The sequence below is a fragment of the Ottowia flava genome (assembly GCF_008017535.1).
In the GTDB taxonomy this organism is placed as follows: domain Bacteria; phylum Pseudomonadota; class Gammaproteobacteria; order Burkholderiales; family Burkholderiaceae_C; genus Ottowia; species Ottowia flava.
In genome coordinates this window covers 1-15,740 of sequence record NZ_VRUA01000034.1, presented here as the reverse complement: position 1 = coordinate 15,740, position 15,740 = coordinate 1, and the positions used below count along the sequence as shown (strand labels likewise).

13 protein-coding genes and 1 pseudogene are annotated in these 15,740 nt (G+C 62.4%); 9 read left to right on the top strand and 5 right to left on the bottom strand.

Annotation, left to right across the window (positions count from 1 at the left end):
• The 3 genes and pseudogenes from FVQ98_RS19800 to FVQ98_RS18990 form a co-directional block, all read left to right on the top strand.
• Nucleotides 1-422 (top strand): annotated as a pseudogene (locus tag FVQ98_RS19800) (hypothetical protein); the annotation flags it as partial.
• 11 nt (nt 423-433) lie between these two features.
• Complete coding sequence (locus tag FVQ98_RS19795) at nt 434-604, top strand: hypothetical protein (protein WP_187265813.1); 171 nt, start codon at nt 434-436, stop codon at nt 602-604.
• 45 nt (nt 605-649) lie between these two features.
• A complete protein-coding gene (locus FVQ98_RS18990; RefSeq protein WP_147915023.1) occupies nt 650-1,021 on the top strand; it encodes an H-NS histone family protein in 372 nt (123 codons plus the stop codon).
• On the opposite strand, the gene FVQ98_RS18985 is transcribed toward FVQ98_RS18990, so the two are convergent.
• Nucleotides 963-1,433: a hypothetical protein gene (locus tag FVQ98_RS18985; protein WP_147915022.1), complete on the bottom strand. Its 471-nt coding sequence runs from the start codon at nt 1,431-1,433 to the stop codon at nt 963-965. The two genes, FVQ98_RS18990 and FVQ98_RS18985, sit on opposite strands and share 59 nt — an antisense overlap.
• A gap of 639 nt (nt 1,434-2,072) precedes the next feature.
• On the opposite strand from FVQ98_RS18985, the gene FVQ98_RS18975 reads away from it, so the two are divergent.
• The 5 genes from FVQ98_RS18975 (at nt 2,073) to FVQ98_RS18950 (ending at nt 10,933) form a co-directional block, all read left to right on the top strand.
• Nucleotides 2,073-3,425 (top strand): TolC family protein, encoded by a 1,353-nt coding sequence (locus FVQ98_RS18975; protein ID WP_147915020.1) that lies wholly within the window; start codon nt 2,073-2,075, stop codon nt 3,423-3,425.
• Nucleotides 3,426-3,433: 8 nt separating this feature from the next.
• Nucleotides 3,434-5,029: an efflux RND transporter periplasmic adaptor subunit gene (locus FVQ98_RS18970; RefSeq protein ID WP_147915019.1), complete on the top strand. Its 1,596-nt coding sequence runs from the start codon at nt 3,434-3,436 to the stop codon at nt 5,027-5,029.
• 15 nt (nt 5,030-5,044) lie between these two features.
• Nucleotides 5,045-8,230 (top strand): CusA/CzcA family heavy metal efflux RND transporter, encoded by a 3,186-nt coding sequence (locus FVQ98_RS18965; RefSeq protein ID WP_147915018.1) that lies wholly within the window; start codon nt 5,045-5,047, stop codon nt 8,228-8,230.
• A 60-nt stretch (nt 8,231-8,290) separates the two neighbouring features.
• Nucleotides 8,291-8,668 (top strand): hypothetical protein, encoded by a 378-nt coding sequence (locus FVQ98_RS18960; RefSeq protein ID WP_147915017.1) that lies wholly within the window; start codon nt 8,291-8,293, stop codon nt 8,666-8,668.
• 468 nt (nt 8,669-9,136) lie between these two features.
• Nucleotides 9,137-10,933 (top strand): phosphoethanolamine transferase, encoded by a 1,797-nt coding sequence (locus FVQ98_RS18950; RefSeq protein WP_231698656.1) that lies wholly within the window; start codon nt 9,137-9,139, stop codon nt 10,931-10,933.
• Between the two features lie 283 nt (nt 10,934-11,216).
• On the opposite strand, the gene FVQ98_RS18945 is transcribed toward FVQ98_RS18950, so the two are convergent.
• From FVQ98_RS18945 to FVQ98_RS18935, 3 genes are all read right to left on the bottom strand, one after another.
• Entirely contained in the window at nt 11,217-12,134 is a 918-nt protein-coding gene (locus tag FVQ98_RS18945; RefSeq protein WP_147915015.1) for a cation diffusion facilitator family transporter, read from the bottom strand.
• Between the two features lie 210 nt (nt 12,135-12,344).
• A complete protein-coding gene (locus FVQ98_RS18940) occupies nt 12,345-13,643 on the bottom strand; it encodes a Y-family DNA polymerase (RefSeq protein WP_147915014.1) in 1,299 nt (432 codons plus the stop codon).
• 6 nt (nt 13,644-13,649) lie between these two features.
• The gene (locus FVQ98_RS18935) at nt 13,650-14,090 is read right to left on the bottom strand and encodes a LexA family protein (RefSeq protein ID WP_147915013.1); all 441 of its coding nucleotides are present in this window, start codon (nt 14,088-14,090) and stop codon (nt 13,650-13,652) included.
• 86 nt (nt 14,091-14,176) lie between these two features.
• Between FVQ98_RS18935 and FVQ98_RS18930 the strand changes: the two genes are divergently transcribed.
• Nucleotides 14,177-15,154, top strand: a complete 978-nt coding sequence (locus FVQ98_RS18930; protein ID WP_147915012.1) for an SOS response-associated peptidase family protein — start codon at nt 14,177-14,179, stop codon at nt 15,152-15,154.
• 5 nt (nt 15,155-15,159) lie between these two features.
• Here the strand turns inward: FVQ98_RS18930 and FVQ98_RS20375 are convergent, their stop codons facing one another.
• Complete coding sequence (locus tag FVQ98_RS20375; RefSeq protein ID WP_370512994.1) at nt 15,160-15,633, bottom strand: zeta toxin family protein; 474 nt, start codon at nt 15,631-15,633, stop codon at nt 15,160-15,162.
• Between the last annotated feature and the right edge of the window lie 107 nt (nt 15,634-15,740).

The following is a 15,740-nucleotide window of genomic DNA, read 5'->3' as shown; positions in this document are numbered from 1 at the left end:
CTACCAACACCACCTCCGCGCCAGTGCTAGCTTTTCGTACCGTCACTTATTGCACTGAAAACGAGGAGACCCCGGAAGGGGTCTACGACAACCTCACCGTGACGACGCCGCATGGCGTGGCGCACGTCTACGCCAGGATGCCGGCGCCGCCGGCGCGCGTGGCCGCGCCGGTGCCGGCGCGTGCGCTGGAGTATGGCGCTCCGGTGCCTGCGGTGCGCCCGCCGGCGCCCGACAACTACGGCGACGCGGCCGAGTTGCCGGCCCGGGGCGGCCACCTGGCCGAGGCCCGGGCCTACTCACGCATCGCCGAGGCGCGCCAGTTCCTGATCGACAACGGCGTGCCAGCCGAGCGGATTCGCACCACCCGGGCGGTGGTCGGCGGCGCCCGGGACAGCCAAGTCGATTTCGTGATCGCGTACTGAGGGCGGGTGGCATGATCGGCGCGAGAAAAGTCGTCCGCCGGGCGTTTGGGCTGATGGTGCCGCGCACGTCGCAGAAGATGCGGCGCAACGAGGTGTACCGCTGGACGAACCGGCTGGTCTGGCTGGTCATCGTGCTGCTGGGCCTGGCGGCGGCCCTATTCGGCACGCTGGGCAGAAGCTGAGGCGCGGGCGCGGCCGCCGGGGCGGCGGTCGCTAGACTCTCGGCCATGACTGATGACCAATGGGCCGGGCTTTCCCTGGCAGAGCTTCTTGCGGCACGCGAGGCGCTGGACGCGAAGATCCAGGCCGTGCGCTCCGAGGCGCGCGACGCCGCCATCGCGCAGATCCGCGAACTGATGGCCACCTACGACCTGAGCCAGGCGGACGTGATGCCCGGTGCCGCTGCGGCGGCACGCACCCGGAAGATCGAGCCCAGGAAGAAGGCGCCGGCCAGGTACTACGACCCGAACAGCGGCAAGACATGGACCGGGCGCGGCAAGGCGCCGCGATGGATCGCCGGCCAGGACTACACGAACTTCCTCATCCCGGCCGAGGGGATATTGCGGAAGATGGCCCAGCAGGTGCCGGCGGGCGCTTGAGCGCATCCTTGTAGCGGCGAAAGAGCGCCGCGCACTCGTCGTTCAACGCCGGTGACAACCGGATCTCGTCTCCCCGGCCGCCGCCGGCGCGGGCTTCATCGGCGAACTGGCGAAGGTGGGCGCTGGTCTGCGACTGGCCGAAGCGGTCCAACTGCCACTTGCGCACATGCTCGCGGCCGGGCCGAATCGAGCCCAGCACCGCCAGGGTGATGCCCTGCTTGAGGTACTGGCGCCAAGACTTGACCACGCCGCCGAGCCGGGCGAATTCCGCCTTCGCCTGCACGGGGGTGGCTTCGCGCAGGCGCTGCAGCTGGGCGTCGTACCGATCGGCGTAGGTGGTCAGGCCGCCGACGCCGGGGAGCAGCTGGCGGCGGAATTCGCGTTCCAGGGCACGAAGGGGCGGCGAGGACATGCTCGCACTTTATTCAGTAATCGTACAGGTACGCAAACTTAATTTGGCGTCAAGGTAGTTTAAACGGGCAAGCCTGACCGACGATCCGACACCTCGCCATGCTAGACTGTGATGATGCGTCGCTGGATCGCCATTTTCATACTGATACTACCGCTCCAGTTCAGCTGGGCAGCGGTGGCTTCGTATTGCCAGCATGAAAGTGAGCCAGCGAAGACGGAGCACATCGGTCACCACGAGCATAAGCATGCTGACACCGATACAGTCGGCAAGACCAAGAAGAGTGAGCCAAGCCTCGACAAGTCCGATCGCGACTGCCGCCTTTGCGGTGGCTTGGGCTTGGGTGTAACTCAGCTCCATGTGGCCAAGCAATCCGTGGACCGTGGCAACACCATGGTTGCTCATATCTCCACGCCTTTCACTGGCGTGAACCCCTCTCCGCCCGATCGCCCTCAGTGGCCCGTCCTCGCCTGATCGGCGGGGCGCCTACTTCTCTTTTCAGCCAACTAGCCAGTCAGCCTGCACGTCTTCGTGACGTGCTTGGGCGTGCGCGGTAAGGCGAAACGAACCACAGGCCACCAAGCAGACCTGTGTCTGCCCTCCCGCCGATGTCTTCGTATTTCGAGGTCATTGGAGAATCGGATGTTAAAGGGTAATCACGGTAACAAGGGTCAGCGCGCCGCGCGCGGCCACAAGAAATTCGCGCTCGCAACGGTGGCTGCCACCATATTGCTGGGTACCACCGGAGCTTGGTCCCAAGTGATGGCTCCCAGCATGCAAAGCCCTCAATCGGTGCTGGGTACCACTTCTGTGTTGTCCGCCACGCCGTTGTCGCTCGCCAGGGCCATCGAGCTTGCGATGGAAAGCAACCCCGAGGTGGCTGCCGCCACACGCCAAGTCGAAGCCTCCGAAGGACAGGTGATCCAGGGCCGAGTTAGACCTAACCCGGAACTGGCCTACTCGCTTGAAGACACACGTTCGCAGACGCGCACGCAGAGTTGGCAGCTGAACCTGCCCATCGAACTGGGGGGAAAGCGCGCTGCACGCACAAAGGCCGCTGAAAAGGCCCGTGAGCAAGCCCTGGCACAGTTGGCAGACGTGCGCGCCACCGTTCGCGCCAACGTGGTGGCAGCTTTTTTCGATGTGCTGACCGCGCAGGAGCGGCTTGCTTTGGCAAAGGACAGTTCGGCGCTGGCCAAGTCGTCCACGGACGCTGTGGCCAAACGGGTTGCGGCAGGCAAGGTCTCTCCTGTCGAGGAAACCAAGGCCAGGGTGGCGGAGTCCGGTATCCGCGTTGAGTTGAGCCAGGCCGCCAGCGAAGAACGCAATGCCTTGACGCGCCTGAATGCGCTGCTCGGCAGAACCACTGCCGTCGCCGGTGCGCTGGAGGGTAAGGCTGACGACCTGCCCACATTGCCGACCCTGATGGATCTGCAGTCCCTGGTGGATTCTTCACCAGCCGTCGTGCTGGCCAAGGTCGAGGTGGAACGGCGCCGGGCCTTGACGGAAGTGGAACGGAGCAAGCGCGTGCCAGACGTCACGGTCAGTGCCGGTGTGCAACGGGCCAACGAGACCCAGCGCAATGTGCTACTTCTGGGCATCTCAATGCCCTTGCCCCTGTTTGACCGCAACCAAGGCAACCTGCTGGAGGCTCTGAAGCTCGAAGACAAGGCGCAAGACGAGCTTCAGGCCATTACGGTGCGCCTGCGCAGCGAGGTCGCCCAGGCGCACGACCGGTTGTCCACCATTGCTAACGAAGTGCAGGCTCTCCAGGCGGATGTACTTCCAGGCTCTAAGTCGGCCTACGACGCAGCGACCATCGGTTTCGAAAACGGCAAGTTCAGCTTCCTCGAAGTCCTTGACGCACAGCGCACGTACTTCACCGCCAAATCGCAGTACCTCAAGGCACTCGCTGAGGCCCACCGCGCAGCAGCCGAGATCGACCGTCTGCTTGGGGGGGCGTCTCCCGCGGATCAGACCATCACGCATAACTGAGATTGACCATGACCACCAGCAAACCAACCATCAGCAAAAGGCACCTGATTGCCATTGCCGTCGTACTCGCCTTAGGCGTCGGAGCCGGAGCATTTCTCCTTCAGGGCGGCAATACCAAGGCCGCGGAGGGCGATGGCCATGGCCACGGAACCCACACCGAAGCCAAGGGCCACGGTGACGGTGAACACCACGGCAAGGCAGATGGCAAGGGCCACGACGATGACAAGGGCCATGCCGACGAAGAGCACCATGAGGCGAGTGAAGCCAAGGGCCCCAATGGCGGCACTTTGTTCAAGGAAGGCGACTTCACACTGGAGGCCTTGCTGGCAGAAGGCGGTGGGGAGCCACGCCTGCGCATCTGGATGTCCGACAAGGACCAGGCGGTGCCGGCGAATGCGGCGTCCGTGACCGCGACCATCACTCGCCCCACCGGGGACAAACAGGCCCTGACCTTCAGCGCTGAAAAGGGAAGTTGGGTGAGTCGCGAAGCGGTGGAAGAACCCCATGCCTTCGAAGTCGAGATCATTGCCCAACACGCCAATGAGCCCTTCATGTTCGTGCTGAGCAAGGAAGAAGGCAAGGTGGAGTTGACTGACGCCCAGATCAAGGCGGCCGCCATCGGCGTTGACACGGCATCCGCTGCCAGCATCAAGAGTTCCTTGCTGCTACCCGGTGAAATCCGCCTGAACGAAGACCGCACCTCGCACGTGGTACCGCGCCTCGCAGGCGTCGTTGAAAGCGTCAGCGCAAACTTGGGCCAGGTCGTCAAGAAGGGCCAGGTTCTGGCAGCGATTGCCAGCCCTACGGCTTCGGAGCAACGCAGCGAGCTACAGACAGCACAAAAGCGCCTGGCATTAGCCAAAACCACCTACGAGCGTGAGAAAAAACTGTGGGAGCAGAAAGTCTCCGCGGAACAGGACTACTTGCAGGCTAGGCAGGCCCTGAATGAAGCCGAAGTGGCGGTCGCCAATGCCCACCAGAAGCTGGGTGCACTGGGACTCGGCGCGTCGTCTCCATCCGGCTTGAATCGGCTTGAACTACGAGCACCCTTTGACGGTATCGTGATTGAAAAGCACATCAGCCTGGGCGAAGCTGTCAAGGAAGATGCAGCCGTCTTCACCATCTCCGACCTCAGCAAGGTTTGGGCCGAGATCAATGTGCCGGCCAAGGATCTGCCCCAAGTGCGGGTGGGAGAAAAGGTCACAATCAAAGCGACGGCGTTCGACGCCTCAGCTACCGGAACTGTGGCTTTCGTCGGCTCGTTGATTGGTGAGCAGACCCGTACTGCGAAGGCTCGTGTGGTTTTGGACAACCCCAATGGCGCATGGCGACCCGGCCTCTTCGTCAACGTCGAAGTGGTTGCGGATGAGGCGACCGTTCCGGTAACGATCGCTACAGACGCCGTGCAGACCGTGGGCGAGAAGCCAGTGGTCTTTCTCAAGGTCAACGGCGGCTTCATCACACAACCCGTGCAACTCGGACGCAGTGACGGCAAGCGCGTGGAAGTGCTCCAGGGCCTCAAGCAAGGCGCTCCCTATGCGGCAACCGGCAGCTTCGTTGTGAAGTCCGAACTGGGCAAGGCCTCGGCCGAGCACACGCACTGACCTCGGAGTCGCTCCATGTTTGAAAAACTGATTCGATTTTCGATCGAGCAGCGCTGGCTGGTGCTGCTCGCGGCCCTCGCCATGGCGGCGCTCGGCGTATTCAACTACCAGAAGCTACCGATCGACGCGGTGCCCGACATCACCAACGTCCAGGTGCAGATCAACACGCAGGCGCCCGGTTACTCGCCGTTGGAGGCCGAGCAGCGCGTGACTTACCCCATCGAGACAGTCATGGCCGGCCTGCCCAACCTGGAGCAGACACGGTCCTTATCCCGCTACGGACTGTCTCAGGTAACGGTGATCTTCAAAGACGGCACCGATATCTACTTTGCTCGGCAATTGGTGAACGAGCGCATCCAGGAAGCACGCGACCGCCTGCCCATAGGCATCACTCCGGCCCTTGGGCCCATCTCCACGGGCCTGGGTGAAATCTACCTGTGGACCGTGGATACCAAGGACGGTGCCAAGAAGCCGGACGGCAACCCCTACACCCCGACCGACCTGCGCGAGATCCAGGACTGGATCATCAAGCCGCAGCTGCGTAACGTTCCCGGCGTCACGGAAATCAACTCGATTGGCGGTTTCGCGAAGGAATACCAGATTGCCCCCATACCAGAGCGGCTGGCATCGCTGGGGATGACGCTGCAGGACATCGTGACCGCGCTGGACCGCAACAACGGCAACGTGGGCGCGGGCTACATCGAAAAGCGTGGGGAGCAGTACCTCATCCGTGCCCCTGGGCAGGTCCGGTCGCTGGAGGATATCGGCAACGTGATCCTGAGCAGCGCCAACGGCGTGCCGGTGCGCGTGCGCGACGTGGCCGACGTGGCCCTGGGTCGCGAACTGCGCACCGGTGCCGCCACGGACAACGGCCGTGAGGTGGTGCTGGGTACGGTGTTCATGTTGATCGGAGAGAACAGCCGTACCGTCTCCCAGGCCGTGGACAAGAAGATGGTGGAGATCAACCGCAACTTGCCCGAGGGCGTACATGCGGTGACGGTGTACGACCGCACCGTGCTGGTGGACAAAGCCATCAACACGGTGAAGAAGAACCTGCTCGAAGGCGCGATTTTGGTGATCGTGATCTTGTTCCTATTCCTGGGCAACATCCGTGCAGCAGTGATCACGGCGATGGTGATTCCGCTTTCCATGTTGTTCACCTTCACGGGTATGGTCAACTACAAAGTCAGCGCCAACCTCATGAGCCTGGGAGCGCTCGACTTCGGGATCATCATCGACGGCGCGGTGGTGATCGTCGAAAACTGCGTGCGGCGTTTGGCCCACGCTCAGGCCCATCATGGTCGGCCGTTGACGCGCGCCGAGCGCTTCCACGAAGTCTTCCTGGCCTCCAAGGAGTCGCGCCGGGCGCTGTTGTTCGGCCAACTCATCATCATGGTGGTGTACCTGCCTATCTTCGCGCTGACAGGCGTCGAGGGGAAGATGTTCCATCCCATGGCGTTTACCGTGGTGGCAGCACTCGTGGGCGCCATGATCCTGTCGGTGACGTTCATCCCTGCGGCCGTGGCCCTGTTCATCGGCAACCGCGTGAACGAGAAGGAAAACTTCCTGCTCGGCCACGCCAAGCGCATCTACGCACCGCTGCTGGATCGCGTGATGTCGGCCAAGGCCCTGGTGCTCACCATCGCTGCGGTAGCCGTGGTGCTGTGTGGGCTGATCGCCACCCGCATGGGCAGCGAATTCGTGCCCCAGCTCAATGAGGGCGACCTCGCTATCCAGGCGCTGCGCATCCCAGGTACCAGCCTGTCGCAATCCGTCGCCATGCAGCAGCAGATTGAAAGCACACTCAAGGCCAAGTTCCCGGAGATTGAACGAGTTTTCGCGCGCACTGGCACGGCAGAGATCGCCTCGGACCCTATGCCTCCGAACATCTCTGACGGGTACATCATGCTCAAGCCGATGGACGAGTGGCCTACACCTCGCAAGACGCGGGATGAGCTTCTCGCGGGCATCCAAGAGGTGGTCGGCAAGATCCCAGGCAACAACTACGAATTCTCGCAACCCATCCAACTGCGCTTCAATGAGCTGATTTCCGGAGTGCGAAGCGATGTGGCGGTGAAGATCTTCGGCGACGACATGGAAGTCCTGAACAAGACTGCGGAAGAGGTTTCCTCGATGCTGCAGAAGATTCAGGGCTCGTCCGAGGTCAAGGTCGAGCAGACCACCGGCCTGCCGATGCTTACCGTGAACATTGATCGCCAGAAGGCTGCGCGCTACGGCCTGAATGTGGCGGACATCCAGGACACCGTGGCAACGGCCATCGGCGGACGCGAGGCTGGCACTCTGTTTGAAGGCGACCGGCGCTTCGACATCCTGGTGCGTCTGCCGGAATCGATCCGCAATGACCTGGAAGGCATGAAGCGCCTGCCCATTCCGTTGCCCCGGGCATCCGGGGCGGCAGAGGCTCGAATCAACTTCATTCCGCTTGGAGAAGTGGCATCGTTTGAACTCGCGCCCGGCCCCAACCAGGTCAGCCGCGAAAACGGCAAGCGCCGCATCGTGGTCAGCGCCAACGTGCGCGGGCGTGACGTGGGTTCCTTCGTCGCCGAGGCGGAGCAAGGCCTGGCGCAGATCAAGATCCCCACAGGCTACTGGACGAGCTGGGGCGGCACCTTCGAGAACCTGCAGTCCGCGTCCAAGCGCCTGCAGATCGTGGTGCCCGTCTCCCTGCTGCTGGTGTTCGTGCTGCTGTTCGCCATGTTCGGCAACGCCAAGGATGGCCTGCTGGTGTTCACCGGCATTCCCTTCGCGTTGACGGGCGGCATCCTGGCCTTGTGGCTACGGGACATACCGATGTCGATATCGGCCGCCGTCGGGTTCATTGCGCTCTCAGGGGTGGCGGTGCTCAACGGGTTAGTGATGATCTCGTACATCCGCACGCTGCGGGAAGAAGGCGTGGCGCTGGACGCGGCGATACGGGACGGTGCGTTGACCCGCCTGCGCCCCGTGCTCATGACCGCGCTGGTCGCTTCGCTGGGCTTCATTCCGATGGCGATCGCCACCGGAACGGGTGCCGAGGTGCAGCGCCCGCTGGCCACTGTGGTCATCGGAGGGATCCTTTCTTCGACTCTGCTGACCCTGCTGGTGCTGCCCATCCTCTACCGCCTGGCGCACAAGCCTGACGAACAAGACGAGGACGTGTCCGCTGAGCCTGCGCACCCCGTCACCCCCTATTCCGCGTAGTTCCCCAAAGGGGCCCCCGCTCACACGGGGCCCTTTTTCCCTTCCCAACAAGGAGATTCCATGAAATTCAACCATGCACTGCTCGCCCTGGCCATCTCGGTCTCGGGAATCGCGTTCGCCTCCGAAAAAGACCATGACACCAAGCCTCTGCACGGCGGCGTTGTCGCTCAGTCGAAAGACATCGACTATGAACTGGTGGCCAGTGCAGACAAGCTACAACTGCATGTGCGTGACCACGGCAAACCGGTGGACGTGGCCGGCATGACGGCCAAGGTGACGCTGCTGGCCGGCACCGACAAACAGGAGGTCGAATTGAAGCCGTCAGGCGCCGCGCTCGAAGCTGCAGGCAGCTTCAAGGTGGGATCGGGCACCAAGGTGGTGGCAGCCGTTTCCAAGGCCGGTAAATCCGTTGCCTCGGTGCGGTACACGCTGAAGTGACCCCACGATGATCGAAACCGTTGCCGCTCACGCACATCCCGGCGACGATTTTCATCAATCCAGACCCGTGCGCGCTGCGCGCAATCACCTTGTTCATCTATGGTCCACGCAGTAGCGGTCAAGCTCGTCTGGATCTGGATCAGCTTCCTGATTACTGCGCTCGCCTTCTGGCGAGTGCGGTCGTTCTGGATACGACGCCACCCTGAGCGGAACAAGCGCATCAAGTACACAACACGTCTGGCCAAGCGTTTGAGAGACCGCCGGATGCAGATGGATTTTCGGCAAGGGAAGGCCGGACGCAACCGTCCGCGCCACTGACGGCTCGCAGGATTAAACGGAGATTCTCCGGGCACCTCAGCAAGGAACGCCATGACATCCTTCACGTGCTCGAAGCGGATGTTGGGTGCATTGGTCGCCGCAGTTCTTGCAACAGATCTCGCTACCCCCCGTGCATGAAGGCTGGATGCCATGGTCGGATGGCTGGAGGGCTGGAAAGGTCTACCGCCTCGACATCTCATCGAAAGACCTGGTGTTTTTCAGAAATCAACACCGCAAAGCAAGATGAACCAAACAAGGCGGCGCCACTCTGCCCACCTTTCGTTCGTGCGCGAGAACTTGCTGCACTGGACAAATTGGCGACCGAGTATTGGAACCCATGGCTTGGTGCTGTGGGTATGCGCATACCTCGCATTGCTGGGCAACACCTCGTTCCTGTCGGCCAGCACAGCTGGCCGCCACTGGGCTGACCCGGGAACCTGGTTGTTCGCGGCTGCCCTGGTGCTGTCGTTGATTGCACTTCATGCCCTCATCTTTGGCCTGCTGGCAAATCGTTGGATCGTGCGACCGCTCTTGACCGCGCTTGTTCTGGCCACAGCATTCGCCACCTTCTTCATGCAACGCTACGGTGTCTACTACGACCCGAGCATGCTGCGCAACGTTTTGCGTACAGATACGACTGAGGCTAGCGAGTTGCTGTCGGCAAGCTTGCTGTTGCATGTGCTCGCCTATTCCCTGGTACCCGTCGCGTGCATATGGCGGGTGCGCGTGGTGGCACACCCCTTCGCTCGCGCCCTGTTGTGTCGATTGCTGTTCATTGTCGGGGCTGCTTTGGTCTTGGTGATTTCGCTGCTGCTTGTCTTCCAGGACTTTTCGGCGTTGATGAGGAACCAGAAGGAGCTGCGCTACCTCATCACACCTGCCAATCTGCTCTATTCCACGGCGCGGGTGCTGTCCACCGACGCTGAGATAGCGATCGTGCGCACGCCTGTAGGGATGGATGCGCGCATTGCCCCAGCAGTGCAGGGCCGCAAGCCAACGCTGATGTTCATCGTGGTGGGGGAGACGCTCCGGGCGGCGAGCTGGGGTCTCAACGGCTATCTGCGGCAGACCTCGCCACAGATGAAGGCATTGGACGTGCTCAACTTCAGCAACGTCACTGCTTGCGGCACCAATACCGAGACATCGCTTCCATGTATGTTCTCGGCCGTCGGCAGGAGAGACTATGACGAAAAGCGGATTCGTTCCAGCGAATCCCTGTTGCACGTGCTGTCGCGTGCAGGCGTGTCCGTGCGCTGGAAGGACAACCAATCAGGATGCAAGGGGGTGTGCGACGGCCTGGGTGAGACCATCGTCGATCCCAAGGCAGACGCCGCCTTGTGCGAAGACGGACGGTGCTTCGACGAAGTGCTGCTGCGCAACGTTGGCGCTCTTACCCAGGGCTCGACCGGAGACATCGTGGTCGTCCTTCATATGCTGGGGAATCACGGTCCTGCGTACTACAAACGGTATCCCACCGCCTTTCGCCGCTTCCAGCCCACCTGCGACACCGGCGAGTTGCGGCGCTGTGATCGCCAGAGCATCGTCAATGCCTATGACAATGCCGTTCTCTATACCGACCATGTGTTGAGCCAGGCTGTCGCCTATCTCAAGACGCAGCAGGAGCGTTTCGATACCGCGATGATATATGTCTCGGATCATGGCGAGTCCCTGGGTGAAAAAGGACTCTTCCTGCACGGGTTGCCGCAGGCCATTGCCCCCAACGAACAGACCCGTGTACCCATGGTGTGGTGGCTCTCCGAATCTTTCAAGGCAAGCCGTGGGCTCGATACAGCATGTCTCAACGGCAAGACCGCTCTGGCACTGTCCCATGACAACCTGTTCCATTCCGTCCTCGGTCTGATGGCAATCACGACCCAGGTCTACGATGCGCGCTTGGACATCGCTTCGGCCTGCACCCACTCGCCAGGCTCCACTCCAACGCGGTAGCTCCTACTGCGCGGATCGAAGGAACAGGTGGCGCTTCTGTGCGCATGGCAGGCAGGCGCGTACAGGTCTTCATTGACGCTCGCGACGGACCAAGCCTGCGGAGCAATCGGCGATGATGACATACACCGAGTCACAGGCAGCCAAGCTTTCTCGCCTGGGCACAGGCGTCATGATCCAATTAGTGCGGCTTAAGTTCCGCCGTTGCCCGATGGGGAACGGCTCTTGACCCGGTTCTTTGAAAGGAGCATTGCAGCGGTTTGCATAAATGTGTTTGGCAACAGAATCAATATTTGAGTTCTCTCTCAGCCTTGCGCAAATCTTGATCCTCGATCTGGATCGTGGTGTGGGTGATATCGAAGGTTGTTTCCATTGCTGACTTGGCGGCAACCAGTGTCTTAGGGGCATCGGCCATATTGGTCACAACCAAGTGGCAACTCATCGCATCAACACCTGATGTGATTGTCCAGACGTGGAGGTCATGCACGGCCGTGATGCCGGGAATTTCCTTGAGCTTGTCTTCCAACAAGGAGATGTCAATTTCAGGGGGCGTGCCTTCCATCAGGATATGAATCGCCTGCTTCAACAAGATCCATGTCCGTGGAACGATGAAAAGGCCAATGCCGGCGCCGACGATGGGATCAGCCAGCTTCCAGCCCGTGAACATGACGATCGCCGCCGCGACGAGAACACCGAGCGAACCTAGCATGTCGGCGAGCACCTCGAAGTAGGCGCCCTTCACGTTGAGGCTCTCTGACGACCCGGCAGAGAGGAGTTTCATGCTCACTAGGTTGACGGCGAGACCGACGACGGCGACGATCAGCATCGGGCCACTCAGAATCTCAGGAGGGTTCAGGAATCGCTGGTAAGCCTCGTAGAGGATGTAGAGGGTCAGCACAAGAAGGACGACGGCGTTCGCCAGTGCTGCCAACACTTCAGATCGGACATAGCCGTAGGTCTTCTGAGGAGTTGCAGGGCGCTCGGAAAAACGGATCGCAAGCAGCGCCAGGGCCAAGCCACCGGCATCGGTCAGCATATGCGCTGCATCGGCGAGTAGAGCGAGACTACCGGTCCACAGGCCACCGACGACTTCCACGGCCATGAATATGGTCGTGAGCGCCAAAGCTCCCATCAACCGCGTCTTGTGCCGTCCTGCGGCCGTGCCGGAAGGCGTCGTCGCTCCGTGTGAATGTCCTGCACCCATGTATACGTCCCGTTTTCGCTAAATGCTTAAGAAAAATGATACTGATATTAAGCAACAGCATAAGCATGCCGAGGATGCCACTTTCATAGCGATCCAGAATTTCGAGGCGCAGGCGCTCCATGCCCGCTGACATCGTCAGCCGCAAGAACAGTTGCACTTCCCCTTTATGGAGTTGGGTAAGGTGATTGAGGGCAACGCCGTCCGCTGGCTTTAGGCGCGCGCGACGGGAACCTGTCGCCAGTCGGTGGTGTACTGGGGTGTTCGTCGGGCCTGGCGCATTGCCCAGTCACGCCGCGCGGCCGCGGTGCCGACGCTGCCCTGCTTCACCGTGGCTTTTCCCCATCGGGCATTGAGCTTGTCCACCACGCTCATCAGCTGGCCGCGGTTGCGGCCAGATTCATCTTCAAGATCGAGTTCGCCTTGCAGGATGCTGCTGTCGCAGAGGTCCAGCAGCATCACGCCGGCTTTCGCCAAGTTGTAGCCGGGCTCGAAAATCAGTTCTAGACCCATCGTGGCCGCCTGGATGATCTTCGCCGTGTCGGCCGTGGGCCGGCGCAACGGCACCACGAGCGACTTGGCCCAGCGCGGGCCTGGCCGGAACGGCGAGGTGTGCGCGAAGACCAGCACGCGCCCGGCCAGGCTCCCCTGTCGCCGCAGCTTCTCGGCCGCGCGTGTCGCGAAGTCGCTCACGGCCTGCAGCAACTGCGGCAACTCGCGCACCGGCCGGCCGAAGGATCTCGTCACGGCGATCTCGCGCTTGGGCGTGGGAGCCTCTTCCAGATCGATGCAGGGCATGCCTTGCAACTCGCGAACGGTGCGTTCGAGCACCACCGACCAGCGGCGGCGCACCGAAGCCGGGTCGAGCCGCGCCAAATCCTGCGCGGTGGCCACGCCGGCGTCGCGCAGTTGTGCGCCGATACGCGGCCCAACTCCCCACACGTCGCCCACGTCAGTGATGGCGAGCAGCAGGTCCACGTCGGCCTGCGGCAGCGCACCCAGGTGGCATACCTGCGCGTGCTGCGCAGGGTAGCTGCCGGCTTTCCTTTCTGCGCACTTGGCGATGTGGTTGGCCAACTTGGCCAAGGTTTTCGTGGGCGCTATGCCGATGCACGTCGGAATACCGATCCAACGGTGGATGCGAGCGCGGATGGCATGCGCGCGCTCGGCCAGGTTGCCACGCACGCCGTGAAGATCCACGAAGCACTCATCGATGCTGTAGATCTCCTGGCCGGGCCCGAGGCCTGCGGCCAAGCTCATCATCCTGTCCGACATATCGCCGTACAGGGTGAAATTGGCGCTCAGGCTGACCAGGCCGGCGCGGTCTTCGAGATGGCGGAATTCATGGTGCGGCTGGGCCATCTTGATGCCCAGCGCCTTGGCTTCGTTGCTGCGGCTGATCGCGCAACCGTCATTGTTGCTGAGCACGACCACCGGCCGGCCCTGCAGGCTCGGCCGGAAAACGCGCTCGCAGCTCACGTAGAAATTGTTGCCATCGAGGAGTGCCAGCATGGTGCATCACTGGAACCGCTTGATGCAGCTGGTGGCCACGCCCCAAACCTCGATCGTCTGCCCTTCCGTAGGCACGATTTCCGGGTACGTCGGGTTGCCTGCCTTGAGCTTGAGCCGGCCGGCGCGAAGGTACAGTTGCTTGACGGCGTATTCACCGTCCACCACGGCCACCACGATGTTGCCGTGGCAGGGTTTGAGGGCTCGGTTCACCAGCAACAGATCGCCGTCGAAGATGCCCAGGTCCTGCATGGAGTCCCCGGCAACACGGAAAAGAAAGGTAGCCTGGGGATGGGTGACGAGGATTTCGTTGAGGTCGATCCGCTTGACCAAGTAATCGTCCGCCGGCGAGGGGAAGCCGGCATGCACGCTGGCATTGGCCAATGGCAGCACCAGGCCGCTGCTGGCCAGCGGCACTGGGACGTTAAAACATTGGATTGCACTGTGCATACGTACAGTATAAATCCGACGCTTCGGGCGCTATGCACCAGCCTCCCCTAGACTGCTGTCAAGATTTTCAGGGAAAGGATCGCTCCATGTGCTACTCGGCCGCCGTGCGCGCGGACTACGCCGCGTTCCGTCGCCTGTTCCCGAGGTCCCGCCTGGCGCTCAAGGCGTTCTTCGATCTGTACTGGCGGCGCAGGCAGCAGCCCAAGCCGCCCATGCGTACGCCCAGGGTGATGGATGCGCAGTTCACGCATCCCCACTCGCCCGAGGAGCGCGAGATCCATGCGCTGATTGCGGAATTCGACGCGAGCCAGGTGTCCGCGCTGGAGCAGGATCTGTTCGCGCAGCGCAAGCGCCTAGCCGACGCCGAGCGCGCCCTGCAGACCAAGGTGACGAAGAAGGCCCAGGAAGACCAGCGCATCGCCACCGCCAAGATCGACCAGGCGCTCGCGCGCCTGACGAGGCTGAAGCGACCCGAACTGAGCGAAAGCGATACGCGGATTTTCCCCGGCTGGTGGGCGCCGGTGCTGGTGATCGAGGGCGGCGAGCCGGTGATCTGGCCCATGCGCTACGGGTGCCGGCCGGCCGGCAAGCCGACCCTCTACGACAGGAAGTACCCCGGGACATACAACGCGCGCCGGGACAACCTGCGCGGGTTCTGGAAGCAGCAGTTCGGGCAGACGCACGCACTCATGCTCGTGACCACGTTCTTCGAGAACGTGGCCCGGCACGCGGCCGAAGGCCGGGCGCTGCGCGCTGGCGAGGCGCCAGAAAACATCGTGCTCCGGTTCGAGCCCAGTCCACCGCAGGAGATGTACATCGCCTGCCTGTTTTCGCACTGGACGCCGCCGGCGGGCTCCGACGAGCCCGACCTGTGGTCGTTCGCGGCCGTGACGGATGATCCGCCGCCCGAAGTGGCCGCGGCCGGGCATGACCGCTGCATCGTGCAGCTGCGGCCCGAGAACGTTGAAGCCTGGCTGACGCCGCAGGGGCGCACGCTGGACGCCTTGGATGCGCTGCTCGATGACAAGGCGCGGCCGTACTACGAACACCGCTTGGCCGCGTGATGTTTTCAGCGGCTGCGCGCAGGAGGCTTGCTCGCCTGCGGCGTGGCCGCTAGGCTGGTGAATGGCCCGGCAGGGCTGGCACCTCGGGAAAGGGCCTGCTCTTTTCCGCGTGTGTAGGGCGTGATCCTGGCGCCCCTGTCCCCTTGCAACTGCGCACTCGCAGCGACCCGCCTCGCGTGTCCGCCTATCGCATCAAGGTACTGGGGATTTGCGCCGCGTTCGCGGGCAGCAGCTGCCACAGCCGCCCAGCCATCGGCCAGCATGGTCCGTCGCTCGGCGGGTATCTCCCGGGCGGCCTGCAGGGCCATGGTCGCATCGTCGCGGGGTTGACGCTGACTGTCGTAGAGCAGCTGGCCGCCGCGGTTGATGATGCGCAGCCGATCCAGCTGATGGGCCAGCTGGCTCACCGTAGCACTGAACCCTTGCATCGCCGCATCGTGGTAGTCCTCTGTGACGAAGCGCGGGTTCGGGTTGCCCACCTGGTGCTGGCGTTCGTGGCGTTGATAGATGCCGCGCTTTGATCGAAAAGCATTGGGATAGTCTGGTGCACCTGGCAGCCTCGGTCATGAGCGGACATGCCAGTGCG